Genomic DNA, 23,325 nt, shown 5'->3' with positions numbered 1-23,325 from the left:
GAGAACAACCATGACCATGACTCGTGGCTCCCGCACCGAACCGGGCAGAAACCGTTACTCCCGACAGTCGGGGAGCCGTGACTATTCCACGGCATCGACGGTGGTGAGGGACGCGTCGACAAGCACCGTCCCCCGCAGAACCCCCCTGCCACCGGAGCGTCGTCACACCACGCGCGGTCTGGTCAACCCCGGGGTGCAGCCGACCCGTCGGCGCCTGCAGCACAAGACCGGTTCCCAGCAGGTGCTGTCCGTCCGTGGCCGGAGGGTCGTCGCCCCGCGCGCCAACCCCCGGATGATTCAGCTGTTCACCGTGGTGGTTCTCCTGCTCTGCGTAGGTGTCGGTGCGTCCATGGGCCTGTCGGGTGTGTCCACCCAGCAGACCTATGACCTGCAGAACCTCAAATCGCAGGAAACCGAGCTGGCCAACCGTATTGAATCCCTGACCCGCGACGTCGAGGATGCGCGTTCCGCGGCGACCATCGCGGCGACCGCCGGGGAGATGGGCATGGTATCCCCGGTTGAACCGGGTGTCCTGGTGGTCCGGGACAACGGTGAGATCGTGGAGGAGCGTCCCGCCAGCCCGGAGACCCGTGCGATTGTTGATATCAACAACGGCACCCAGGTCCGACCCAACCGTGCGTCCAGCAACCCTGATGAGACCAGTGAGGTCACCGAGAGTCTGCAGGTGATCCCGCCCCAGCAGGGCGCGGCCACCCCGCCGTACCAGAACAACTCCCCCGCGGGCGCGGTCCCGTATGAGGCGACCCCCCGTGACACCGGTGGGCAAGCAGGTGGCATCGGGCAGTGAGTTTCCCTGGGGATCCACAGAGCCGGGCACAACGAGCGGGACGTGGCGACACGTCCCGCCGCTCGGCCTATCAGGATGAAAGCCGCCGGGCAGCCCGCGAACGCGAGCTGAAACGGCGCAACGGTAAGGCTGATGCCACCCGTGTCACCCCCGCGGCCGGTTCGACAGCAGCCACCGCGACCGCCACCGGGGCCAGCTTCCGGCCGGGTACACCGGAGGGTGGTGCCCGGAAACGACGGGTCAATGTGGTCACCGTCATCGCCTTGTGCCTGGCCTCGGTGCTGGTGTTCCGTCTGGGCTGGGTGCAACTGGTGTGGGGTCCGGACCTGGCGGTCTACGCCTCCGATCAGCGCACCCGTGTGTACACCGATCCCGCCCGCCGGGGTGAGATCCTCGACCGCGAAGGCAACCAGCTCGCCTACACCATGCAGGCACGGTCACTGACCGTCTCCCCGAATATCCTCCGCCCCGAGATGATGACCCAGACCGATCTGGCCCTGCGTCTGGCTGCCGAGCAGACCGACCCCGCCGAGGTGGAAAGCTACGTCACCATCGCCGAGGGCGAGGAGTACGTCCGGATGGACACCGCCCAGCGCCAGGAATTCCTGGAGAACAAGGTGGAGGAACGCCTGGAGTTCACCTCCGAACGGATCCCGGAGATCATCGACTCCCACGGCAAGGACATCTCCAACATCCGCGCCGAGGAGATCCTGGACAAACTCCACGCCGACAGCCAGTATGAGGTGCTGGTGCGCAACGTCGATCCCGATATCGCCGCGGAGATCACCGATGAACTCTTCGGCATCGCCGCCGACCACCAGGACATCCGGCAGTACCCCAACGGGGCTGTGGCCGAGAACATCATCGGACGCATCAGCATGGATGGTGAGGGCCAGTTCGGTTTCGAGGCATCCAACGACTCCCTGCTCGCCGGCATCAACGGGCGCAGCACCATGGATGTCTCCATTCAGGGACAGTCCATCCCCGGCACCCTGCGCGACCAGGTGCCCGCCGTGGACGGTGCCAGCGTGGAACTGACCATCGACCTCGACCTGCAGACCTATGTCCAGCAGCTGTTGGAGCAGGCCAAGGCCAACTCCGGTGCGGACGGGGCATCCGCGGTCGTGCTCGACGCCAAAACCGCCGAGGTGCTGGCCATGGCCAACTCCGACACCATCAACCCCAATGAGGACACCGCCAAGCAGATCGAGCGGGGAAAAAGCTTCGACAACCCCTCGATCACGCACCCGTTCGAACCTGGTTCCGTGGCCAAGATCATCACCGCCGCCGGGGTCATCCAGGAGGGACTGTCCACACCGGATGAGGTGCTCCAGGTTCCGGGCAGTATCCAGATGGCCGGTGTCACGGTCAAGGATGCCTGGGATCACGGGGTGGTGCCCTACACCACGGCCGGTGTGTTCGGTAAGTCCTCCAACGTGGGTACCCTCATGCTGGCCGAGCGGCTGGGTGAGGAGAAATTCGATGAGTACCTCCACCGCTTCGGTGTGGGACAACCCACCGGCATCGAGCTGCCCACCGAATCCCAGGGCCTGCTTCCCGCGCTGGAACAGTGGTCGGGTGGCACCTTCGCCAACCTCCCCATCGGGCAGGGCATGTCCCTGACCCTGCTGCAGATGGCCGGCATCTATCAGGCACTGGCCAACGACGGGGAACGGATTGAACCCCGCATCATCAAGAAGATCACCGACTCCGACGGCACCGTGCTGGAACAGTCCGAACCCGACCGCGTCCAGGTGGTCAGCCCGGAGGCGGCGCGCACCACCGTGGACATGTTCCGGTCGGTCATCCAGGATGATCCCACCGGCGTGCAGCGCGGTACCGCACCCGATGCCGCCATCGAGGGCTACCAGCTCTCCGGCAAGACCGGTACCGCCCAGAAGGTCGATGAGGAAACCGGTGCGTACTCCAACTCGAGGTACTGGATCACCTTCGCGGGCATCGCCCCGGCGGATGATCCGCGTTTCGTGGTGGCCATCATGCTCGATGAACCGGAACGTGGCGTTCATGGGGGCCCGGGTGGTACCGCCGCACCACTGTTTCGGGATATCTCCGCGTGGCTGCTCAACCGGGATAACATCCCGCTGTCCCCGCCGGCGGAGCCGATCCTCCTGGAGGCAGGGTAGGTCCCCTAGAATCACCTTGATCTGATCAAACCGACGAGCGGCCCCACACCGGGACCCACACCGGTGCACCACCCATGTGCGCCGACACCCCACACCATCCAACACCAGTACACACGGAGGAAGCCATGGCCATCACCCTGGGAGAACTCGCCCGCACGATCGGGGGCGAGCTGTTCAACGCCCCCGACCAGGACCTGGAGATCCACAACATCGGGCTGGATTCCTCCACCCTGGCGAAGAAGGCCCCCATTTTCGCAGCAGTGCCCGGTTCCAGGAAACACGGTGCCGAATTCGCCGACACCGACCGCGCCGCAGGTGCCCTGGCGGTACTGACCGACCGGGACGGCGCCACGATCCTGGACCGGAAGGGTGACACGCGCCCACGTCTCATTGTCGATGACGTGCGGGAGGTGTTGGGGGTGGCGTCGTCAAGCGTCTACGGTGATCCCTCCCGCGACCTGGTGCTCATCGGGGTCACCGGCACCTCCGGCAAGACCACCACGAGCTACCTGCTGGAACGCGGGCTCATGGAGGCCGGGTACAAGGTCGGTCTGATCGGCACTACCGGCACCCGCATCGACGGTGAACCGGTTCCCACCAAGCTGACCACCCCGGAAGCCCCGACGCTGCAGAAACTCTTCTACCGCATGCGTCAGCACGGGGTGACCCACGTGGTCATGGAGGTCTCCAGCCACGCCCTGTCCCTGGGCCGGGTGTCCGGTTCCCATTTCAACGTGGCGGCCTTCACCAACCTCTCCCAGGATCACCTCGACTTCCACGACACGATGGAGGAGTACTTCGACGCCAAGGCACTGTTCTTCCGTGCGGGGTCCCCGCTGGCCGCTGACCACCAGGTGGTGTGCATCGACGATGAGTGGGGCACCCGGATGGCGGAGGTGGCCGGTAATGCCCAGACCGTGGCCACCACAGGGAAACGTGCGGATTTCACCGCCGGCCTGGTCACCGTGAAGGAGACCGGTGAGCAGAGCTTCACCGTCACGGTGCCGGACCACGGGGAGGTGCCGGTGACCCTGGCGCTACCCGGTGCCTTCAACGTCGCCAACGCCACCCTGGCGCTGGCCGCCGCGGTGCGCGCAGGTGTTGACCCGGTTGCCTTCGCCCGTGGAATGGCGCAGGTCGCCGTCCCGGGTCGGATGGAGCGTATCGACGAAGGCCAGGACTTCCTCGCCGTGGTCGACTACGCCCACAAACCCGCCGCGGTGGCCGCCGTCCTGGACACCCTGCGCACCCAGATCGATGGCCGCCTCGGTGTGGTCATCGGCGCCGGCGGTGACCGTGATGCCACGAAACGCGCCCCGATGGGGGAGCTGTCCGCCCGGCGCGCCGACCTGGTGATCGTCACCGATGACAACCCACGTTCCGAGGTCCCCGCCACCATCCGGGCCGCGGTGATGGAGGGTGCCCGCCGGGGTGCCGCGGAGGCGGATCACGAGGTGGAGGTCCGCGAGATCGGCGACCGCGCCGAGGCGATCCGAGCCCTGATCGAGTGGGCCGGCCCCGGAGATGGCATTGTTGTAGCCGGAAAGGGCCATGAGGTGGGTCAGCTCATCGCAGGTGTGACCCATCATTTCGATGACCGTGAGCAGGTTCGTGAGGCACTGCGACACACGCAGTCCGACGGGGAAGGAAAGTAAGTCCACACCCATGATTGAACTGACACTTGGACAAATCGTCGAGATCGTCGGCGGTGAACTCGCCGGCGGCGCGCAGCCGGACACCACGGTGACCGGCACCGTCGAATTCGATTCCCGCCAGGTCACCGCCGGCGGGTTGTTCCTCGCCCTGCCCGGCGCGCGCGTGGACGGCCATGAATATGCGACCACCGCCATCGGCCAGGGTGCCGTCGCGGTGCTCGCCGCCCGGCCCGTCGACGTGCCCTCCATCATCGTGCCCCCGGTGACCCCCACTGACTCCAATGCCGACATCTATGCCCATGACCCCGAGGGGCACGGTGCCGCGGTCATCGAGGCACTGTCGAAACTGGCCCGCCACGTGGTGGACCTCGCTGTGGGTGCCCATGACCTCACCGTGGTCGCGCTGACCGGTTCCGCTGGTAAGACCTCCACCAAGGATTTCATCGCCACGGTGTTGTCCATGGCCGGTGACACCGTCGCACCCCCCGGCTCCTTCAACAACGAGGTGGGCCTGCCCCACACCGCACTGCGCTGCACCACCCACACCCGGTACCTCGTGGCGGAGATGTCCGCGCGCGGCATCGGACATATCGCCCATCTGGCGCGGATCACCCCACCGCGCATCGGTGCGGTGCTCAACGTTGGATCCGCCCACCTTGGTGAATTCGGCTCCCGGGCCAACATCGCCCAGGCCAAGGGGGAGCTCGTCGAGGCGCTGCCCGCTGCCGCCGACGGCGGGGTCGCCGTCCTCAACGCCGATGATCCCTTCGTCGCCGCGATGGCACCGCGCACCACCGCACGCGTCGTGACCTTCTCCACCGCCAACCCGCCGGCCCCCGGAGCACAGTACTGGGCCGGTGACCTGGAGCTCGATGATGTGGCCCGGGCCAGCTTCACCCTGCACACCCCCCGTGGCTCCTGGCCGGTGAGCCTCCAGGTCTTCGGTGAACACCAGGTGGCCAACGCCCTGGCCGCCGCAGCCGTGGCCATTGAGGCCGGGGTCGATGAGACCACCGTGGTGTCAGGACTGTCTTCGCATGCGGCGGCCTCAGCCCACCGCATGGATGTGCGCACCCGCCCGGATGGTGTCACCGTCATCAACGACTCCTACAATGCGAACCCGGACTCCATGCGTGCCGGTGTCGCTGCACTGGCCTACACCGCCAGCGCCCGTCGGGATGCGACCAGCTGGGCTGTCCTAGGCCAGATGGGTGAGCTCGGGGATGAAGCGGTGCAGGAGCACCGTGCACTGGGCGCTGAGCTGGCCAAGTATCATGTTGAAAGGCTCATCGCGGTAGGGGACAACCCCAACTGCCGTGCCCTGCGGGAGCAGGCCGCCGCCCTGGGAGTGAGAACCGATGCCGTCCCCGATGCCGCTTCAGCAGTCGACCTGCTGCGGCACCAGGTGCGCGACGGTGATGTGGTGCTGGTCAAGGCCTCCAATGCCGACCAGCTCTGGCGTGTGGCCGAGGAGTTGCACGCGATGTTTGACGGCGATTCGCGCCGTGATGTGGAAGGACTCTAACAACCCATGCAGCAGATCATCATCAGTGGATCGGTGGCTTTTCTCGTCTCGATCTTCCTGACCCCCATCCTGATCCGTTATTTCACGAACAGGCAGATGGGGCAGGAGATCCGGGAGGAGGGCCTTCAGTCCCACCTGCGCAAACGGGGAACACCCACGATGGGTGGTATCGCCATCATCGCGGGTATCACCATCGGGTACCTGGTCACCAACATCTATTCCTATTTCGCGGGATACGGCTCCTTCACCGCCTCGGGGCTGCTGGTCCTGGGACTCATGCTGGGGTTGGGCGCAACCGGTTTCGCCGATGACTTCATCAAGCTGTACAAGGAACGCAACCTGGGGTTGAACAAGACCGCCAAGCTGATCTCCCAGCTGGCCATCGCCCTCGTCTTCGGTCTGCTGGTCCTCCGGTTCCCGGATGAAAACGGTCTGACGCCGGCATCCACGCACCTGTCCTTCATCCGTGATATCGACACCATCGACATCGCCTTCGGTGGCGGTGTCCTGGGCACCATCGTCTTCCTCATCTTCATCTACGTCGTGGTCAGTGCCTGGTCGAACGCGGTCAACATCACCGACGGCCTCGATGGTCTGGCGGCCGGTGCCACCGCTTTCGTCATGGGTGCCTACACCCTGATCGCCTTCTGGCAGTTCCGTAACTCCTGTGACACCGCGGTGGAGGCCGGTTGCTACACCGTGCGTGATCCCCTCGACATCGCGGTCCTCGCCGCCGGTGGCCTGGGCGCCACCCTGGGTTTCCTGTGGTGGAATGCCGCGCCAGCCAAGATCTTCATGGGTGACACCGGTTCCCTCGCGCTGGGTGGTCTGGTCGCGGGTATCTCCGTGGTCAGCCGCACCGAACTGCTCATGGTGATCATCGGTGCGCTGTTTGTCATCGAGGTGGCGTCGGTGGCCATCCAGATCGCCGTGTTCAAGACCCGCGGCAAGCGTGTCTTCCGCATGGCTCCGATCCATCACCACTTCGAGGCCGTAGGCTGGGCGGAAACCACCGTGGTGGTCAGGTTCTGGCTGATCGCCATCATGGCCGTGATTGCGGGCATGGCGGTGTTCTACGGTGACTGGCTCACCCTGGCTGAAGTGTAGGAAGGCATAGGAGGATCATCGGACGTGGAGAGCACGACTGAAGTTGAACTGTCCAGGCTCCCGGATTCCCTCAGGGGCAGGATCCTGGTCACCGGTGCCGGTGTCTCCGGCACCGGTATCGCCGGGATGCTGCATGATCTGGGCCTGGATGTGGTGGTGGCTGAGGACAATGAGACCTCCCGCCACCGTCTGATCGAACTCCTCGACGTGGACGTGGTGGGTACGGAACACGCCCGTGCCTCGCTCGGGGACTACTCCATCGTGGTCACCTCCCCGGGGTGGCGCCCCGACAGCCCCGTGCTTGTCGACGCCGCCTCCCGCGGCCTCGAGGTCATCGGCGATGTCGAGCTGGCGTGGCGCCTCGACCGGGCCGGCGTGTTCGGTGTCTCGCGCACCTGGCTGGCGGTCACCGGCACCAACGGCAAGACCACCACCACGGCGATGCTCGCCGCGATGATGAAACAGGGCGGCTTCAACGCCGTGGCCGTGGGCAACATCGGCGTACCGGTGTCGGCGGCCCTGACCTCATGCGACCGTGTGGACGTCATGGTCGCGGAACTGTCGAGTTTCCAGCTGCACTGGGCCCCCACCCTGGTCCCCGATGCCGGGCTGGTCCTCAACCTGGCCGAGGACCACATCGACTGGCATGGGTCCTTCCGTGACTACGCGCTGGCCAAGACCAGGGTGCTCACCGCGCCGGTGGCCGTCATCGGTGCGGATGATTCCTACCTCGTCGAGCTCACCACCGAACTGGGTCTGTCCGGCCTTATCGGTTTCACCCTCGGTGAACCGGGTCCCCGGCAGCTGGGTGTGCTCAACGGCCACCTGGTGGACAATGCCTTCGCTGCACAGCTCCCACTCGCCCCGGCGGACGGCATCAACCCCTCCGGTCCCGCCGGTGTACTTGACGCGCTGGCCGCCGCGGCGGTGGCCCGCTCCCAGGGGGTGTCTGCCGAGGACATCGCCGGGGCACTGGCCACCTTCGAGGTCTCCGGCCACCGCGGTCAGGTGGTGGCGGAGGATCACGGGGTGCAGTTCATCGACAATTCCAAGGCCACCAACCCCCACGCCGCGGACACCGCCCTGGCGGGCAGGGAATCGGTGATCTGGATCGTCGGTGGTCAGCTCAAGGGAGCCGACATCTCCGAGCTGGTGGCCACCCATGCCCACCGCATCAAAGCCGCCCTGGTGCTGGGGGCCGACCGCGCCGAGATCGTCACCGCGGTTGAACAACATGCACCCGATGCCATGATCCGCGTCACCGATTCCACCGACCCGGTGGCGGCCATGCGGGAGCTGGTGGATCATGCGTTCCGGTTCGCCGAACCCGGGGACTGCGTCCTGTTGGCGCCGGCGGCGGCATCACTGGACATGTACAAGGGAATGGGACAACGCGGTGACATCTTCGCCGAGGCCGTGTTGTCCACCATCGAAGGACAGAAGGAAAAGTAGGTCGAGGTCATGACCAGCAGCACAGCAGGGAAGCCACGGGCCCCGAAGCGGGCTGCCGGCAGCACGCAACGAACATCCGGTTCCCGCACGGGACTGGGGTTCCGGGAGCGTGTCTCCAACGCCTGGAACGATATCCTCTCCCGTCCACTGACGGACTACATCATGATCCTGTTCACGGTGATCCTGTTGTCCAGTCTCGGCGTGGTGATGGTCTACTCCTCATCCATGACCTGGTCCCTGGCTGAGGGCGGGCGGGTATGGAGCACCGCCCTGCGTCAGGGCATGATGATCTTCGCCGGTTTCGTGGCGCTGTGGTTGGTGTTGAAATTCAAACCCCAGACGATCCGGAACCTGGCACCGGCTCTGCTGATCATCTCGATCCTCCTGCTGCTCGCGGTGCAGATCCCCGGCATCGGCACCGGCCGTGAGGAGGTGGGATCCCAGTCCTGGATCGTCCTGGGGCCCCTCCGGTTCCAGCCCTCCGAGATCGCCAAGGTCACCATCGTGATCTGGGGTGCGCACTACCTGGCGGGCAGGAAACCCGTGCAGCACGTGTTTTTCAACCACTACACCCGGTTCGCCGCCGTGGGTGGAGTCATGGCCGCGCTCATCTTCCTGGAGGGTGATGCTGGCATGGCCATGTCGTTTGCACTGGTGGTCATGTTCATGCTGCTGTTCGCCGGGGTTGCGCTGGGCTGGCTGGTCCTCGCCGCGGTGGTGGTGCTCGTGGCCCTGGTCGGCATGGCACTGGGTGGTGGTTTCCGCTCAAACCGGTTCAGCGTCTATTTCGATGCTCTCTTCGGCAACTTCCAGGACACCCGGGGCACCGCCTTCCAGTCCTATCAGGGTTTCCTGTCACTGGCGGACGGTTCCGCCACCGGTGTGGGCCTGGGCCAGTCACGTGCCAAATGGTTCTACCTGCCCGAGGCCAAGAATGACTTCATCTTCGCCATCATCGGCGAGGAACTCGGCCTGCTCGGTGGCGCACTGGTCATTGGCCTGTTCGCCACCCTGCTCTACTTCGGCCTGCGCACGGCCAAGCGCAGCAGGGATCCATTCCTCAGCCTGATGGCCGCCACGCTCACCGCCTCGGTGGTGTCGCAGGCATTCATCAACATCGGGTATGTTATCGGTCTGCTCCCGGTCACTGGTATCCAGCTGCCGATGATCTCCGCTGGTGGTACCTCGGCGATCATCACGCTGGCGGCCATGGGACTGCTGGCCAACTGTGCCCGACATGAACCCGAGGCTGTGTCCGCCATGGCCTCCTATGGGCGGCCCGTGGTGGACAGGATCCTCATGCTGCCCGAACCATCCAGCCGGATCACCACCCGGAACTCCTCCCGCAAACCCTCCGGGAAGTCAGCGGACGGCCCCCGTGAACAGGCCGCGGGTGGGGCGGGACGACGTGGCAGTGATACCCGCGAACGGTTCGGTGAACCGGTCACCGCGCGCCGTTCAGCACGGGCGGGTTCGAATCCTCCGTCCGGCGCGGCTGGTAGCGTCAGCAAGCGTAAGGGCAGTGGGCGTGCCCCGGGTACCCCAGCGGGTGCCCCGGGTGCTGAGCCACGCCGCGCCGCCGACCCGCGTCGGGGAACCAGTGGCAGGGGATCCGGTGGTCCGGCGTCCGGTGGTCGGGCATCCGGCACCCGGGACCCCCGACGCGGGGACACCGGCCGCTACCGCGGATAACCAGTTTCTACAGATCTACAGCGAGGAGAAAGTGCTCACATGAGCTCACCGAAGGAGCCGTTGTCCGTTGTGGTGGCAGGTGGTGGTACCGCCGGCCACATCGAGCCGGCACTTGCCGTGGCGGAAGCACTCCGGGATGGGTACGGGGCCACCGTCACAGCACTGGGTACCGCCCGCGGACTGGAGACCAGCCTTGTTCCGGACCGGGGTTTCGACCTCCGTCTGATCGAGCCCGTCCCGGTGCCCCGCACCCCGAACCTGGATCTGGTCAAGCTCCCGTTCCGGGTGGCCAAGTCCCTGCGTCAGGCACGCCAGGTGCTCCGCGACACCGGGGCGCACGCGGTGGTGGGTTTCGGTGGTTATGTCTCCGCCCCCGCCTATCTCGCGGCCCGCTCCCTGGGAATCCCCTTCTTTGTCCATGAGGCGAATGCCCGTGCCGGGATGGCGAACAAGCTGGGTGTCAGGCTCGGCGGTGTCGGGCTCAACGCCACGGAGAACTCGGGCATGCCCGGTCAGGTGGTGGGCATCCCCATCCGTCGGGAACTCGCCGGCGGAGAGGATGCCACGGCGGCTGAGCGGGGACGGACACAGTGGGGACTGGAGGCGGACCGCCCGACCGTCCTGGTTACCGGTGGGTCACAGGGGTCGGTGAGCATCAACTCCGCCGTGGCCGGTGCGCTGGATGATCTGCTCGGGGCTGGCATCCAGGTCCTCCACGCGGTGGGCAAACGCAACAGCCTCCCCACAGCCCGCCCGGGATACGTTCCGGTGCCGTTCATCGAGGATATGCAGGCCGCCTATGCGGTCGCCGATCTCATTGTGTGCCGTTCCGGTGCCATGACCGTGGCCGAGGTGACCGCCTCGGGGATCCCCGCCATCTATGTGCCGCTCCCGCATGGCAACGGGGAGCAGGCGCTCAACGCCAGCGCCGTCATCGCCGCCGGTGCCGCGAAGCTTGTCGACGACGCGGATCTCACCCCCCAGCGTCTTGTCAGCGAGGTCCGCGACATCGTCGGCAACCCGGCCACGCTCCACCGGATGTCCGCAGCTGCCCGCACCTCCACCGTCGGCGATGCCGCCGGGGTGATCGCCGGGCTCGTGGCCACCGCCGCCGGATACTAGAATCAAATCTCTACCAGACTGTTCATTGATGAAAGATGAGGACTGACCAGGTGCCCAACACCACTTCCGAACACCCAGCCATCGACCTGTCCAGGGTCCACCTCATCGGTATCGGTGGTGCGGGGATGTCCGGTGTCGCACGTATTCTCCTGGCGCGCGGGAAGACCGTCACCGGATCCGACGCCAAGGATTCACGCACCCTCCTGCCTCTGCGTGCGGTGGGGGCGAAGATTGCCGTCGGGCATGCTGCGGAGAATCTGGAGTTGGCCGGTGAACTCCCCACCGTGGTGGTCACCTCCTTCGCCGCCATCCCCCAGGACAACCCTGAGCTGGTCCGGGCCAGGGAGGAGAACATCCCCGTGATCCGCCGCTCCGATCTGCTCGGTGAACTGCTGGAGGGGCACCGCCAGGTACTCATCGCTGGCACCCACGGCAAGACCTCGACCACCTCCATGGCGGTCGTGGCGTTGCAGGCCGCCGGGATGGACCCGAGTTTCGCCATCGGTGGCCAGCTGAACAAGGCCGGAACCAATGCGCACCAGGGAACCGGTGAGGCCTTCGTGGCCGAGGCCGATGAATCCGATGCCTCGTTGCTGCGCTACACCCCGGAGATCGCCGTGGTCACCAACATCGAGCCTGATCACCTGGACTTCTTCAAAACCCCCGAGGCGTATTTCCAGGTTTTTGAAGATTTCGCCGACCGCCTCACCCCGGGTGGCACCCTCGTGGTGTGCCTTGATGATCCCGGCGCCGCGGCGCTGGGGGAGCGGGCGGTGGCCCGGGGGATCAACGCGGTGGGCTACGGCACCGTCGATGCGGTGGCTGCGCACCCGACGGTGCCGGTGAAGGCGACGATCCTCTCCTCCCGGGTGGTTGCCGAAGGCACCTATGCAGTGCTGGACATCGACGGTCGGGAGGTGGAGATCATTCTCCAGATCCCGGGTAACCACATGGTGCTCAACGGCGCGGCCGCCCTGCTCTCCGGGTACCTCCTGGGGGCGGACCTCGACAAGCTCGCGGCCGGCCTCAGCGACTTCTCGGGCGTGCGCCGCAGGTTCGAATACCACGGCACCGTCCGGGGTGGTCAATTCGACGGCGCAAGCGTCTACGATGACTACGCGCACCATCCCACCGAGGTGGAGGCCGTGTTGAAGGCGGCCCGCGAGCGGGTCGATGCGGCGGGGGAGGGACGCGTGATCGTGGCGTTCCAGCCCCACCTGTACTCCCGGACCCTCGAGTTCGCCCGAGAATTCGCCGGGGCACTCTCGCTTGCCGACGCCGCCGTGCTCCTGGAGATCTTCGGTGCCCGCGAAAAGCCGGTGGAGGGGGTCACCTCCAGGGTGATCACCGACGAGATGACCATCCCGGTGTCCTATGAACCCAACTTCAGTGCGGTACCCGACCGCATCGCGGAGATCGCCGGGCCGGCTGACATCGTGCTCACCATGGGGGCGGGATCCGTGACCATGCTCGCGCCGGAGATCCTCGACCGGCTCCGGGGATAGACCGCGATGTCGAAGAAAGCCATCGCCCTGGTGACCACCGTGGTGATCGCGCTGGTGGCTATCGCCGCTGCGGTGGCGTGGTTCGTTCCGGTGTTCAAGGTGGAATCCATCGAGATCAACGGTGCCGTGCGCACCGACACCGAGGTGGCCCGGGAGGTCTCCGGTATCACCGCCGGGGACAACCTCCTGCGCATCGATGCGACCGGGGCTGCCCACGCGATCGCGGAGATGCCGTGGGTATCCTCGGTCACCCTCAACCGCCGGTTGCCGTCCACCGTGGAGATCACCCTCACCGAACGCGAGGCGGCGGTATTCATCCGACGGCCGGACGGTGAGCACATCATCGACACCGAGGGCCAGCCCATTGTGGTCGGCACGCCACCTGTCGGGACGGTGGAGGTGACCGGCATCCGTGAGGATGATCCCGAGGTGCTCCCGGCGGTCATCGACATCATCCGTGCCATCGATGATTACGACCCTGAGTTGAGGAATATCATCGCCACGATCGAGGCCCCCGACCAGTTTGATGTCCTCCTGCGGCTGACCGACGGCCGGGAGGTGTACTGGGGTTCCTCGGAGAACAACCATGACAAGGCTGTTGCGTTGTCCACCGTCGTACAGCGCGAGGGGCAGCGGTGGAACATCAGCTCACCGTCGATGGTGACAGTCCGCTAAAGTGGCGGGGCGGGGTGTTTGCGCAGTACAACAACCCTAAAGTCAGACTTGAGGGTTCGACACGCCGCCCCGGATGTCCGACATTCCTGAGGGTTTTTCACTCATGATGGAGGATAGTCGGCATTCGCCCGGGGTTATCCCTGACCAGTAGGTCACCGGCCCAGGGGGCGAAGGCCAGTAGAAATCTAGCTATTAATGTGACATACGTGTACCAAATTCTTCGAAAGGCGAGACATAGACCATGACCTCACCGAACAACTACCTCGCCAAGATCAAGGTCGTCGGCGTGGGCGGCGGCGGAGTCAACGCCGTCAACCGCATGATTGAAGAGGGCCTCAAGGGCGTGGAGTTCATCGCGGTGAACACCGATTCGCAGGCCCTGATGTTCTCTGATGCGGACGTGAAGTTGGATATCGGACGTGAGGCCACCCGTGGTCTCGGCGCCGGCGCCAACCCCGAGGTGGGACGAACCTCCGCCGAGGATCATAAGAACGAGATCGAAGAGACCATCAAGGGCGCGGACATGGTCTTCGTCACCGCCGGTGAAGGCGGTGGCACCGGTACCGGTGCCGCCCCCGTTGTAGCGGGCATCGCCAAGAAGATGGGTGCACTGACCATCGGTGTGGTGACCAAGCCGTTCGAGTTCGAGGGTCGTCGCCGTACCCGCCAGGCGGAGGAGGGCATCGCAGCCCTCAAGGAAGTCTGTGACACCCTCATCGTCATCCCGAATGATCGTCTCCTGGAGCTCGGTGACGCAAACCTGTCCATGATGGAGGCCTTCCGTGCCGCTGATGAGGTGCTGCACAACGGTGTGCAGGGTATTACCAACCTCATCACCATCCCGGGTGTGATCAACGTGGACTTCGCCGATGTCCGCTCCGTCATGTCCGAGGCGGGTTCCGCCCTCATGGGTGTCGGGTCCTCCCGTGGTGACAACCGCGTCGTGGCCGCCACCGAGCAGGCCATCAACTCCCCGTTGCTGGAGGCCACCATGGACGGTGCCACCGGTGTGCTGCTGTCCTTCGCCGGTGGTTCCGACCTCGGCCTCATGGAGGTCAACCAGGCTGCCTCCATGGTCCGGGAACGCTCCGACGAGGACGTCAACCTCATCTTCGGTACCATCATCGACGACAACCTGGGCGACGAGGTCCGCGTGACCGTCATCGCCACCGGTTTCGATGCGGCCCGTGCGCATGCCTCCCAGGAACGCCGCACCGCCGATGCGGGAGCACCGGCCAATGAGACCAGCACCCCGGCTCCCGCCCCGGCCAGCGAGCCCGCAACCCCGGCACCGAGCAATGAATCCATCTTCGGTGGCACCCGCGAGGCTGATCCTTATGAGTCCCGTTCCGCAGGTGCCCGCCACCGCATCGATGACAGCCGCTCCGGGGGCCTGTTCACCCGCGGTGATGAGCGTGAGTTCCGTCGTGATGACCGCAGGGACGACCGCCGCGATGACCGCAGGGACGACCGTCGTGATGACCACCGCCGTGACAACGGCGATGATCTGGATGTCCCCAGCTTCCTCCGTTAGGAGAAAGGGGAATAGACTGGTGCCCATGGACAGTCTTGACCCACGCACACGCCCCGTCCGCAAGGTCTTCACGACCCGAGCGGGCGGGGTTTCCCCATCCCCGTATGACTCCTTCAACCTGGGCGACCACGTGGGTGATGATCCGGATCATGTGGCGGCCAACCGTGCGCGGTTGGCGGGCATCATCGGTCTGGACCCAAACCGGGTGGTCTACATGGAACAGATCCACTCCAACACCGTCACGGTGATCGACCAGCCCCCCGCCGACGGGGGTCCCGTCGAGGCCACCGATGCCCTGGTCACCACCCAGCGCGACCTGGCCCTGGCGGTCCTGGTCGCCGACTGTGTACCCGTCCTGTTATCCGACACCGACGCCGGTGTCATCGCCGCCGTCCAGGCCGGACGCATGGGTGCCCGCAACGGCATCATGGAGAAGACGGTGGAGACCATGGTCGGTCTCGGCGCCACCCCGGTGAACATCCACGCGCTCATGGGGGCCGCGGCCTCCGGCAAACACTATGAGGTGCCCGAGCAGATGGCCCGGGATGTCGAGGCGAAACTGCCCGGTTCCCTGACCCGCACCACCAGGGGCACCACGGGACTGGACATCCGGGCAGGTCTGTTGCGACAGCTGCTCGCCCTGGGCGTCCAGATGATCGACTCCGACCCGCGCTGCACCATCGAGGACGAGGATTTCTTCTCCTACCGCAGGCAGGGCACCACCGGGCGCCAGGCCGGTGTCATCTGGCTGCCGGAGATGGTCTAGGTGGAACGCCACAGCGAACTGCAGGCCAACCTCGACAGGGTGAAAAAGCGTATCGACGACGCGACCGTGGCTGCCGGTCGCCCTCCCGGGAGCGTGTCACTGCTGCCGGTGACCAAGTTCCACCCGGTGCGCGACATCCGGATTCTCCACGAACTGGGTATCACCGCGGTGGGGGAGAACCGGGAACAGGAGGCACGGGCCAAACACCAGGAATTCCCGGCCATGGAGTTCCACATGATCGGGCAGATCCAGACCAAGAAGGCGAACGCCGTCGCCCGGTGGGCTGCGGCCGTCCACTCGGTGGACAGCGTGCGCCTCGCGGAGGCGCTCGACCGCGGCGTGGGACTCGCGCTGGAACGGGGGGACCGCAGCGTCGACAAGCTCCCCTGTTTCATCCAGCTGAGCCTGGACGGTGACACCTCACGTGGCGGGGTGGCCGCGGATACCGCCATGGAGGTGGCGCAGGCCCTGGAGGAAGCGCCCCACCTGACGCTGACGGGGCTGATGTGTGTACCCCCACTCGGGTGGGATCCACTCACCGCCTTCTCCCAAGCCAGGGAGGTTTTGACAGGTATGGAACAACACTTTGACAGAGACATGGAATTTTCTGCCGGTATGTCTGGAGATCTTGCCGAAGCCATCCTGCATGGCTCTACAATCGTGCGTGTCGGAACAGAAATTCTGGGAAGCCGACCGATACCGTAAGAACACAAAGTTTCAAGGGTGTCCACGCACCCTGCTGCACATGACCACACGACATTCCAGGTGAAGGGAAACTGCCATGTCAATGATCAAGAAGACCAAGGAGTTCTTCGGGCTCACTCCATACGAGGCCGATGACGCCTACTACCAGGACGAGCCCCGCTACGACGGCAACGCCGCCTATGCCACGGACTACCGCGACCAGGAATACGGGTACTCCAGGCCACAGTCGGCGGTTCCGGTCGCACCGGCTCCGGCACCTGCGTCGGCACCGCGGGCCTACCAGCCCACCATCGTCACCGTCGGCCTGAACTCCTTCGAGGATGCCCAGGAAATCGGCGCGGCATTCCGTGACGGTGACGCGGTGGTGTTCGACATGTCCCGTCTCACCCGCGAGGAGGCACGCCGCATCGTCGATTTCGCCGCGGGCCTGTGCTTCGCCCTGCGTGGCAAGATGCAGAAACTCGACAGCGAGAACTTCGCCATCATCCCGGAAACCGCGGATATCTCCATCTCCGAGCTGGAACGCGCCGCGCGTATCCGCTAGAACCCCGCCTGGTCACATCCCACACCGGGTATCGGCACCAGTGGTTGACGGGTGGTCATGGGTGCGCGCCGGGGTGTGCTATCTGCGGGATCGAATCATGTGCAGCGTGATCGGTTATCTCACCCGGCCCATCCCTTCCTGCTTCCGGTGACCGTGCCCGTCACAGGGCCGTGCTGGGCGGTGCAGCTTGTGCCACCGCCGGGCCGTGGCCCCGGCGTGTGCATCATGCGTGGCGCCGGGGCGACAACCAGGTACCGTCATCGTCCAAGTTCAGTTAGACTGTTTCCCCGTGGGTACATTTGCAACTTTGATCGCCTGGATCATTAGTCTCTACATGTACGTGCTGATCGCACGCATTGTCATTGAGATGATCCAGTCATTTTCCCGGTCCTTCTCACCACCCAAGTGGTTCTATGTGATCGCCGAGCCTATTTTCATGGTGACTGATCCGCCGGTGAGGTTGCTGCGCCGGATCATCCCCCCTCTGCCCCTGGGCAATATCCGCCTGGATATCTCCGTGATCGTGCTCTTCTTCGGTCTGTCGATCCTCAGGGCCCTGGTCACCCTCATCCCCTTCTGATCCCGGAGCGCAGGTCGCGCCGGACAGGTTCGCCCCGTCTGTAGATGACACCACCGGTGGTGTCACCTGCAGGCGGGTTTTATGCGTAAATCACCCCCATTCTGCACACCCGACACACAGGACACCCCCATCCGCCTGCCACCACGGGCCTGAAGTCTCTATCCAGTGTTGATGCCGTCACATCTGCACGGTGGTTCCGTCACCGGGGCGCTAAGACATGAGGAAATAGCCATTCAAACGACCTTTCTGTGACCGGGGGGAGTAGGGTTGTGTGCGTTCGTGATTGTGTCCGTCGTGCGCGACCCCGTGCCCAGCTGTCCACCGGTTGCAGGGACACCAGTGGATTTCACCGGCGAGTGAACTGAGCAAAAGTGGGTTGCTGGCTACAATCACGTGAGAAGGTCAGTAAGATGAATGGAAGTTCCGGCCGTGGGAGATTCCCGCGGCCGAGTCCCGGCCCATGCCTGGGGCCACCGTTAAATCGAAGGGAATCCGCTAATGCCGTTGACTCCAGCTGATGTGCATAACGTCGCTTTCAGTAAGCCGCCTATCGGCAAGCGTGGCTACAACGAGGATGAGGTTGATCAGTTCCTGGATCTGGTGGAGGACACCCTCGCCCAGCTCCAGGAGGAAAATGATGACCTCACCCAGCGGGTTGAGGAGCTTGAGACTCAGCTGAAGGACGGGTCCCCCGCAGGAGCAGGCGGTGCAGGTTCCGGATCCCCACGTGTTGATGAGTCCGCTCTGCGCCGTGAAATCGAGGAGAAGCTCCGGGCTGAGTATAAGACCAAGCTTGATGAGGCGCAGAAGACCGCCACCAAGGCGCAGAATGATGCCAAGGCTGCCCAGGATCAGCTGCAGAAGGCCCAGGCTGATGCCAAGGCCGCACGCGAGGAAGCTGAAAAGGCCAAGGCCAACGCTGGTAGTGGCGGTAGAACCCCGGCAGCCGCAGCTGCGCCTGAGGCCAGCGGCGGTGCCACTGTGGACACCCACATGCAGGCCGCGAAGGTGCTCGGACTGGCGCAGGAGATGGCTGACCGCCTGACCTCCGATGCCCGCGCCGAGGCCAAGTCGATGCTCGATGATGCCCGGGAAGCTGCCGAGAAGCAGATCTCCGAGGCGAACACGAGCTCCAACCGGACCCTCGAGGATGCACGTCAGCGCGCCGAGAAGCAGATCGCCGATGCCGAGGCACGTGCCAAGAACCTCGTCGATGAGGCCGAGGCACGCGCCAAGAACCTAGTTGATGAAGCCGAGAAGAAATCCGCGGCCACCCTCGCGGATTCCACCGCACGCGCCGAGGCGCAGATCCGTCAGGCCGAGGACAAGGCCAACGCCCTGCAGGCTGATGCCGAGCGTAAGCACACCGAGACCATGGCAGCGGTCAAGGAGCAGCAGAACGCACTGGAGACCCGCATCGCTGAACTTCAGGTGTTCGAGCGTGAGTACCGCACCCGCCTGAAGTCCCTCCTCGAGGGCCAGCTGGAGGAACTCAACGCACGCGGTTCCTCCGCGCCGGCAGGCAACACCGGCAACAACCCCGGTGGTCAGAACTCCTGATCTGCACTGACCCCGGATAGGGGACATCCCACCGGATGACCCCGCATCCAGGCAGAAACACCCGGCTCCCGGGTCCGGTATCCACCGGGCCCGGGAGCCACTGGTTTTCCCTGCATGGTCTCCGCGGCCGTCACATCCCGTCGCCGTGCCTCCCGTGACCCCACCCAGTCCTTGCTGAAGCCCGTATCCCCAGGAAGACATGTTCATCGCTGCTCTCGTACTATCCGCCCTCGGTTTCGTCCTGCTGGTGGTGACGATCACGACCCCGTCGGAGATCTGGACCTGGTTGTTGATCATCACGGTGGTGGCAGGTCTGGTGTGTTTCCTCATCGCCGAATCATCGGCACGCAGGCAGCGGGGGCGGGCGCACCCGTCAGAGCTGGGGGACAGCACCCAGGCCCAGCACGGGGATGCGCGGTGACCGCATCCCGGGGGAGCGGGGGCCGCGACCACCACCGGAAAGGCATTGCGGTGATGGTGCGCTATACTGAGCGACAGTCGTTTTCCTGTTCCACACAGGGAGGCGAAGGCGATGATCCGGCCATCACCGGGGAGTCTTTCCGGAAGAACAGTCCATCCCCCCGGCACGTCGCTAAGGGGTGGGCCCAGTAGAACCGGACGGGTGGGACCGTGACAGACCCGTTCAATCAAGTGGGATCGGTGGCCTGTTGGTGGGCCGCAGGTTCAAGCAGGGTGGTACCGCGTCCGGATCAAGGGGCGTCCCCGCAAGTACATGACCATCATTGGCACTTGCGAAGGATTAAGGGACCGACTCACATGACTGAAGCCGTTGGCGGAGTTTACCCACTGGTCGACATGACCGGTGGATCATCACGTTTCCCCGAGATGGAGGAGAACGTACTCGACTTCTGGAAGAGGGACGACACCTTCCAGGCCAGCATCGACCAGCGTAATGACGCCGAGGACTACGTTTTCTACGACGGCCCCCCGTTTGCGAATGGTCTGCCCCACTACGGTCACCTCCTGACCGGGTATGTCAAGGACATCGTGCCCCGTTACCAGACCATGCGTGGTTACCGCGTGCCCCGCGTCTTCGGTTGGGACACCCACGGATTGCCCGCGGAGCTGGAGGCTGAGAAGCAGCTCGGCATCAAGGACAAGGGCGAGATCGAGTCCATGGGCCTGGCCCAGTTCAACGATTACTGCGCCAAGTCCGTCCTCCAGTACACCAAGGAGTGGGAGGAGTACGTCACCCGCCAGGCACGCTGGGTCGACTTCGAAAACGGCTACAAGACCATGGATCTGACCTATATGGAGTCCGTGATCTGGGCGTTCAAGGAACTCTACGACAAGGGCCTGATCTACCAGGGCTTCCGCGTTCTGCCGTACTCCTGGGCAGAGCACACCCCGCTGTCCAACCAGGAGACCCGCCTGGATGATTCCTACAAGATGCGCCAGGACCCGACCCTGACCGTCACCATGCCGATCACCGGCAAGATCGAGGGCACCGGGGCCAATGAGGCACTCATCGGCGCCAATGCGATCGCCTGGACCACCACCCCCTGGACCCTGCCGTCCAACCTGGCGCTCGCCGTGAACCCATCGGTGACCTACGCCCTCGTCGAGGTGGCCGGGGACGGTGAGGAGGGCTTCGTCGGACAGCAGCTGCTGCTGGCCCGTGACCTGGTGGGCGCCTACGCCAAGGAACTGGGCACGGATGCCCGGATCATCTCCGAGCACCCGGGAACCGAGCTCATCGGCCTGACCTACGAGCCGGTCTTCGATTTCTTCCGTGACCACCCCAACGCCTTCCAGATCCTCGGCGCGGACTATGTCACCACGGAGGATGGCACCGGCATCGTCCACCAGGCACCCGCCTTCGGTGAGGACGATATGAACGTCTGTAACGCCGCGGATATCGCCCCGGTCATCCCCGTGGACATGGACGGCAAGTTCACCTCCCTGACCCCGGAGTATGAGGGCCAGCTGGTCTTCGATGCCAACAAGGACATCATCCGTGATCTCAAGGCCAAGGGGCGGGTGTTCCGGCACCAGACCATCGAGCACTCCTACCCACACTCCTGGCGTTCCGGTGAGCCACTGATCTACATGGCGCTGCCGTCCTGGTTTGTCAATGTCACCAAGATCCGCGACCGCATGGTGGAAACCAACCAGGACATCGAGTGGATGCCGGCCCACATCCGGGACGGTCAGTTCGGCAAGTGGCTGGAGGGCGCCCGCGACTGGAACATCTCCCGTTCCCGCTACTGGGGGTCCCCGATCCCGGTGTGGGTCTCCGATGATGAGAACTACCCGCGCGTGGATGTCTATGGCTCCCTCGATGAGCTGGAGGCCGACTTCGGTGTCCGTCCGACCTCCCTGCACCGCCCGTACATCGATGAGCTGACCCGCCCGAACCCTGATGATCCCACCGGAAAGTCCACCATGCGACGGGTGCCGGATGTGTTGGACGTCTGGTTCGATTCCGGTTCCATGCCATTCGCCCAGGTACACTACCCGTTCGAGAACAAGGACTGGTTCGACACCCACGCGCCTGCCGACTTCATCGTGGAGTACATCGGTCAGACCCGCGGCTGGTTCTACCTGCTGCATGTGCTCTCGGTTGGCCTGTTCGACCGCCCCGCCTTCAAGAAGGTCGTCGCGCACGGCATCGTCCTCGGTGATGACGGACTGAAGATGTCCAAGTCCAAGGGCAACTACCCCAATGTCACTGAGGTCTTCGACCGTGACGGTTCCGATGCGATGCGCTGGTTCCTCATGAGTTCACCGATCCTGCGTGGCGGCAACCTCATCGTCACCGAGAAGGGCATCCGGGAGGGTGTACGTCAGGCCCAGCTGCCCATGTGGAATGCGTATTCCTTCCTGCAGCTCTACGCCTCGAAGAAGGCCACCTGGTCGGTGGACTCCACCGATGTGCTGGACCGCTACATCCTGGCCAAGCTGCATGACCTGGTTGCCGATGTCACCGCCGCGCTTGATGCCACCGACATCGCCCGCGCCTGTGACCAGGTGCGGTGGTTCTGTGATGCCCTGACCAACTGGTATGTCCGTCGTTCCCGTGACCGTTTCTGGGCCGGCGACGAGGCGCACCCGGAAGCCTTCAACACCCTCTACACCGTGCTGGAGACCCTCACCCGTGTGGCCGCCCCGCTGCTGCCGATGACCACCGAGGTCATCTGGCGCGGCCTGACCGGTGAGCGCTCCGTCCACCTCACCGACTTCCCCTCGGCGGACAGCTTCCCGGCCGATGCCGATCTGGTCCGCACCATGGATGAGATCCGTGGTGTGTGCTCGGCGGCGTCCTCGATCCGCAAGGCCCACAAGCTCCGCAACCGCCTGCCACTGCCGAACCTGACCGTGGCACTGCCGGATTCCGGACGCCTGGCTGATTTCCTGTCCATCATCCGTGATGAGGTCAATGTCAAGAATGTGGACCTGACCTCCGATGTCGATGCCGTGGGCACCTTTGAGGTGGTTGTCAACGCCAAGGTCGCCGGGCCGCGTCTGGGTAAGGATGTCCAGCGCGTGATCAAGGCGGTCAAGGCTGGCAACTACGAGCGCGTGGGCGAGACCGTGGTCGCTGACGGTATCGAGCTGCAGGACGGTGAGTACACCGAGCGTCTGGTGGCCGCGAACCCCGATTCCACCGCCCAGATCGACGATGTCGACGGCCTGGTCGTCCTGGACATGGAAGTCACCCCCGAGCTGGAGGCGGAGGGCTGGGCTGCGGATGTCATCCGTGGTCTGCAGGATGCTCGCAAGTCCTCCGGTTTCGAGGTCTCCGACCGCATCCAGGTCACCCTGTCCGTGCCTGGGGACAAGCAGGAGTGGGCCACCCGCCATGCCGATCACATCGCCGGTGAGGTGCTGGCCACCTCCTTCGAGGTCACCCAGGATGATCTCGGTGAGGATGCCCATGAGGTGCTCAAGGGCGTGACCGCCAGCGTCGCCAGGGTGTAACGATTGCCC

Annotated in this window: 18 protein-coding genes; all 18 read left to right on the top strand. The window is 64.9% G+C overall.

The window, feature by feature from the left end:
• The first annotated feature begins 10 nt into the window (after positions 1 to 10).
• The 18 genes from CE_RS10225 to ileS all read left to right on the top strand — a co-directional run bounded on the left by CE_RS10225 (position 11) and on the right by ileS (position 23,316).
• Entirely contained in the window at positions 11 to 808 is a 798-nt protein-coding gene (locus tag CE_RS10225) for a hypothetical protein (protein ID WP_011075736.1), read from the top strand.
• The gene (locus tag CE_RS10220; protein ID WP_011075735.1) at positions 805 to 2,952 is read left to right on the top strand and encodes a peptidoglycan D,D-transpeptidase FtsI family protein; all 2,148 of its coding nucleotides are present in this window, start codon (positions 805 to 807) and stop codon (positions 2,950 to 2,952) included. The genes CE_RS10225 and CE_RS10220 overlap by 4 nt, the downstream gene beginning before the upstream one ends.
• Before the next feature lie 125 nt (positions 2,953 to 3,077).
• Positions 3,078 to 4,607, top strand: a complete 1,530-nt coding sequence (locus CE_RS10215; RefSeq protein WP_006768058.1) for a UDP-N-acetylmuramoyl-L-alanyl-D-glutamate--2,6-diaminopimelate ligase — start codon at positions 3,078 to 3,080, stop codon at positions 4,605 to 4,607.
• A 10-nt stretch (positions 4,608 to 4,617) separates the two neighbouring features.
• Positions 4,618 to 6,132 (top strand): UDP-N-acetylmuramoyl-tripeptide--D-alanyl-D-alanine ligase, encoded by a 1,515-nt coding sequence (gene murF, locus CE_RS10210; RefSeq protein ID WP_006768057.1) that lies wholly within the window; start codon positions 4,618 to 4,620, stop codon positions 6,130 to 6,132.
• Between the two features lie 6 nt (positions 6,133 to 6,138).
• On the top strand, positions 6,139 to 7,239 hold the full coding sequence (mraY, locus tag CE_RS10205) for a phospho-N-acetylmuramoyl-pentapeptide-transferase (protein WP_006768056.1): 1,101 nt from the start codon (positions 6,139 to 6,141) through the stop codon (positions 7,237 to 7,239).
• Positions 7,240 to 7,263: 24 nt separating this feature from the next.
• Entirely contained in the window at positions 7,264 to 8,691 is a 1,428-nt protein-coding gene (gene murD, locus CE_RS10200) for a UDP-N-acetylmuramoyl-L-alanine--D-glutamate ligase (RefSeq protein ID WP_006768055.1), read from the top strand.
• A gap of 9 nt (positions 8,692 to 8,700) precedes the next feature.
• On the top strand, positions 8,701 to 10,383 hold the full coding sequence (locus tag CE_RS10195; RefSeq protein WP_011075732.1) for a peptidoglycan glycosyltransferase FtsW: 1,683 nt from the start codon (positions 8,701 to 8,703) through the stop codon (positions 10,381 to 10,383).
• Between the two features lie 39 nt (positions 10,384 to 10,422).
• On the top strand, positions 10,423 to 11,505 hold the full coding sequence (gene murG, locus CE_RS10190; protein ID WP_006768053.1) for an undecaprenyldiphospho-muramoylpentapeptide beta-N-acetylglucosaminyltransferase: 1,083 nt from the start codon (positions 10,423 to 10,425) through the stop codon (positions 11,503 to 11,505).
• A gap of 35 nt (positions 11,506 to 11,540) precedes the next feature.
• A complete protein-coding gene (gene murC / locus CE_RS10185; RefSeq protein WP_006768052.1) occupies positions 11,541 to 13,010 on the top strand; it encodes a UDP-N-acetylmuramate--L-alanine ligase in 1,470 nt (489 codons plus the stop codon).
• 6 nt (positions 13,011 to 13,016) lie between these two features.
• On the top strand, positions 13,017 to 13,685 hold the full coding sequence (locus tag CE_RS10180; protein WP_006768051.1) for a cell division protein FtsQ/DivIB: 669 nt from the start codon (positions 13,017 to 13,019) through the stop codon (positions 13,683 to 13,685).
• Between the two features lie 241 nt (positions 13,686 to 13,926).
• Positions 13,927 to 15,219, top strand: a complete 1,293-nt coding sequence (ftsZ, locus tag CE_RS10175; protein ID WP_006768050.1) for a cell division protein FtsZ — start codon at positions 13,927 to 13,929, stop codon at positions 15,217 to 15,219.
• A 25-nt stretch (positions 15,220 to 15,244) separates the two neighbouring features.
• Positions 15,245 to 15,985, top strand: a complete 741-nt coding sequence (gene pgeF, locus CE_RS10170) for a peptidoglycan editing factor PgeF (RefSeq protein ID WP_006768049.1) — start codon at positions 15,245 to 15,247, stop codon at positions 15,983 to 15,985.
• Positions 15,986 to 16,690, top strand: a complete 705-nt coding sequence (locus CE_RS10165; RefSeq protein WP_006768048.1) for a YggS family pyridoxal phosphate-dependent enzyme — start codon at positions 15,986 to 15,988, stop codon at positions 16,688 to 16,690.
• Between the two features lie 76 nt (positions 16,691 to 16,766).
• On the top strand, positions 16,767 to 17,234 hold the full coding sequence (locus CE_RS10160) for a cell division protein SepF (RefSeq protein ID WP_011075730.1): 468 nt from the start codon (positions 16,767 to 16,769) through the stop codon (positions 17,232 to 17,234).
• Positions 17,235 to 17,523: 289 nt separating this feature from the next.
• The gene (locus CE_RS10155; protein WP_035108848.1) at positions 17,524 to 17,814 is read left to right on the top strand and encodes a YggT family protein; all 291 of its coding nucleotides are present in this window, start codon (positions 17,524 to 17,526) and stop codon (positions 17,812 to 17,814) included.
• Between the two features lie 498 nt (positions 17,815 to 18,312).
• Entirely contained in the window at positions 18,313 to 19,374 is a 1,062-nt protein-coding gene (locus tag CE_RS10150) for a DivIVA domain-containing protein (protein WP_006768045.1), read from the top strand.
• A gap of 199 nt (positions 19,375 to 19,573) precedes the next feature.
• Positions 19,574 to 19,795, top strand: coding sequence for a hypothetical protein (locus CE_RS10145; RefSeq protein WP_006768044.1), 222 nt, complete (start codon positions 19,574 to 19,576; stop codon positions 19,793 to 19,795).
• A gap of 356 nt (positions 19,796 to 20,151) precedes the next feature.
• A complete protein-coding gene (gene ileS, locus CE_RS10140) occupies positions 20,152 to 23,316 on the top strand; it encodes an isoleucine--tRNA ligase (RefSeq protein ID WP_011075728.1) in 3,165 nt (1,054 codons plus the stop codon).
• The last annotated feature ends 9 nt before the right edge of the window (positions 23,317 to 23,325 follow it).

The sequence above is a fragment of the Corynebacterium efficiens YS-314 genome (genome assembly GCF_000011305.1).
GTDB classification, from domain to species: domain Bacteria; phylum Actinomycetota; class Actinomycetes; order Mycobacteriales; family Mycobacteriaceae; genus Corynebacterium; species Corynebacterium efficiens.
This window is presented reverse-complemented; position numbering and strand designations above follow the sequence as displayed.

Coding starts and splice junctions, on each gene's coding strand:
- CE_RS10225 (WP_011075736.1), top strand. CDS start 11: ATGACCATGACTCGTGGCTCCCGCACCGAACCGGGCAGAAACCGTTAC.
- CE_RS10215 (WP_006768058.1), top strand. CDS start 3,078: ATGGCCATCACCCTGGGAGAACTCGCCCGCACGATCGGGGGCGAGCTG.
- murF (WP_006768057.1), top strand. CDS start 4,618: ATGATTGAACTGACACTTGGACAAATCGTCGAGATCGTCGGCGGTGAA.
- mraY (WP_006768056.1), top strand. CDS start 6,139: ATGCAGCAGATCATCATCAGTGGATCGGTGGCTTTTCTCGTCTCGATC.
- CE_RS10195 (WP_011075732.1), top strand. CDS start 8,701: ATGACCAGCAGCACAGCAGGGAAGCCACGGGCCCCGAAGCGGGCTGCC.
- murG (WP_006768053.1), top strand. CDS start 10,423: ATGAGCTCACCGAAGGAGCCGTTGTCCGTTGTGGTGGCAGGTGGTGGT.
- murC (WP_006768052.1), top strand. CDS start 11,541: ATGAGGACTGACCAGGTGCCCAACACCACTTCCGAACACCCAGCCATC.
- CE_RS10180 (WP_006768051.1), top strand. CDS start 13,017: ATGTCGAAGAAAGCCATCGCCCTGGTGACCACCGTGGTGATCGCGCTG.
- ftsZ (WP_006768050.1), top strand. CDS start 13,927: ATGACCTCACCGAACAACTACCTCGCCAAGATCAAGGTCGTCGGCGTG.
- pgeF (WP_006768049.1), top strand. CDS start 15,245: ATGGACAGTCTTGACCCACGCACACGCCCCGTCCGCAAGGTCTTCACG.
- CE_RS10160 (WP_011075730.1), top strand. CDS start 16,767: ATGTCAATGATCAAGAAGACCAAGGAGTTCTTCGGGCTCACTCCATAC.
- CE_RS10150 (WP_006768045.1), top strand. CDS start 18,313: ATGCCGTTGACTCCAGCTGATGTGCATAACGTCGCTTTCAGTAAGCCG.
- CE_RS10145 (WP_006768044.1), top strand. CDS start 19,574: ATGTTCATCGCTGCTCTCGTACTATCCGCCCTCGGTTTCGTCCTGCTG.
- ileS (WP_011075728.1), top strand. CDS start 20,152: ATGACTGAAGCCGTTGGCGGAGTTTACCCACTGGTCGACATGACCGGT.